The organism is Streptomyces swartbergensis (assembly GCF_002148965.1).
GTDB classification, from domain to species: domain Bacteria; phylum Actinomycetota; class Actinomycetes; order Streptomycetales; family Streptomycetaceae; genus Streptomyces; species Streptomyces swartbergensis.
Genome location: NZ_NGFN01000670.1, coordinates 1 through 1,655, shown reverse-complemented (window position 1 = coordinate 1,655; position 1,655 = coordinate 1). Strand labels below are relative to the sequence as shown.

Sequence of the window (1,655 nt, the reverse complement as noted above, 5' to 3'; positions counted from 1 at the left end):
CTCCCCCGACCCCGCAGAGCCTCCCGAGCCGCCCCTGTTCGCCCTGATCACCGTGGGCTGCACGCTCACCGGGTTCGTCGTGGCCTCCGTCCTCGGCATCGCGCCGGCGTGGGCCGCACTGGCCGGTGCGCTCGTGCTGGCCGTGCGGGCGCTGCTGCGGCGGCGGGCCACCCCACTGACGGTGGTGCGGTCCGCGGCGCCAGCCTTCCTGGCGTTCGTGCTCGCCCTCGGCGTCGTCGTGCGGGCGGTCGTCGACCACGGGCTCGCCGACGCGCTCCACCGGGTGCTGCCCGACGGATCGGGCCTGCTCACGCTGCTGGGCGTGGCAGCGCTGGCCGCCGTCCTGGCGAACCTCGTCAACAACCTGCCCGCGGTACTGGTGCTGCTGCCGCTGACCGCCGGGGCCGGTCCCGGTGCCGTGCTGGCGGTGCTGCTCGGCGTGAACATCGGCCCCAACCTGACCTACGCCGGATCGCTGGCGACCCTGTTGTGGCGGCGGATCGCGCAGCAGCACGGACACCGGGTCGGGCTCGGGGAGTTCACCCGGCTCGGACTGCTCACGGTGCCGGCCGCGCTGGTTCCGGCCGTGGTGGCGCTGTGGCTGTCGCTGCGCGTCGTCGGGGGCTGAGAGGCCCGAGCGCGCGTCCGGTCAGCGGTGGCCACCCCCGCCGCCACCGTATCCGCCGTACCCGTAGCCATAACCGGGGTAGCCGTAGCCCGGGTAGCCGTAGTCGGGATAGCCGTACCGGCCGTCGCCGTCGCAGGGGTAGCCGTAGCGGTCGCAGGCCGAGTCGGTGGGGGCCGCGCTGGTCGGTGTCGGCTGCGGTGCCGCCGACGGGGTGGCGGGCGGGGTCGGTGTCGGCGTCGCCGTGGGCGTCTTCGGCGGCGTGGGAGTGGGAGTGGGCGTGGGGGTGGGGCGTGGCGCCGGGGCGGCGGCGTTCCAGTTGACGGCCTCCATCTGGAGGTCCGCCTTGGAGGTGTCGATCGCCCAGCGCTGGACCTCCTCGTCCGCCCGGGTCTTGAGGACGAGGGCTCCCGAGCCGTCGGTCGCGGCCGGAGCCAGGGCGAGGTCCTGGTTCCAGCGGGGCACCAGGGCGCCCTGGAGGGTGAAGTCGTAGCGGATGTTCCTGGTGTCCGGCCGGGACGCTCCCGTGCACGGGGCCAGCCGCACCGAGTAGCCGAGGTGCGAGTCCAGGCACAGATCGGGGTCGGCGCCGTTGCGCAGCAGGCCGTCGGTCTCGTACGTCCACTGCTGGGCGGCGGCCGAGGAGCAGGTGGTGAGTTCGGCCTCCGCGTCCTCGACGGCCTTGTCGCCCTCGATGCCGACGCACAGTCCCGAGGCCACGTTGTGCAGCCGGCCGCGCAGGGCACCCTTCTCGGCGTCGCCCGCCCCGACCCAGGACGAGTCGCTCGTCGGCTCGCCCGCCTCCGAGCCGGGCGTCTCGGAGGGCCGTCCCGCACCGGCCTGCCGGGCTTCCTCGCCGGAGTTGCCCAGGGACCACAGGACCAGCGGGAGGACGACCAGGCCGCTGACGGTCAGGATGCTCACGGTGACGGTGCGGCGGCGGGCGGCACGGCGGGCCGCCTTGTGGGCGGACCTGCGGGCCGCTGTGCGGTGGCCTTCGGCACGCGGGCCGGGGATGGTTCCGCTGGCC

General features: G+C 75.2%; 2 protein-coding genes. One reads left to right on the top strand and one right to left on the bottom strand.

From position 1 onward, the window contains the following. Positions 1–628: ArsB/NhaD family transporter (locus CA983_RS43415; protein WP_279628522.1), on the top strand; the 628-nt coding region annotated here is incomplete at its 5' end. Positions 629–649: 21 nt separating this feature from the next. Here CA983_RS43415 and CA983_RS43410 read toward each other — a convergent pair. Next, positions 650–1,655 (bottom strand): RICIN domain-containing protein (locus CA983_RS43410; RefSeq protein ID WP_143645826.1); only part of this gene is annotated, 1,006 nt, incomplete at its 5' end.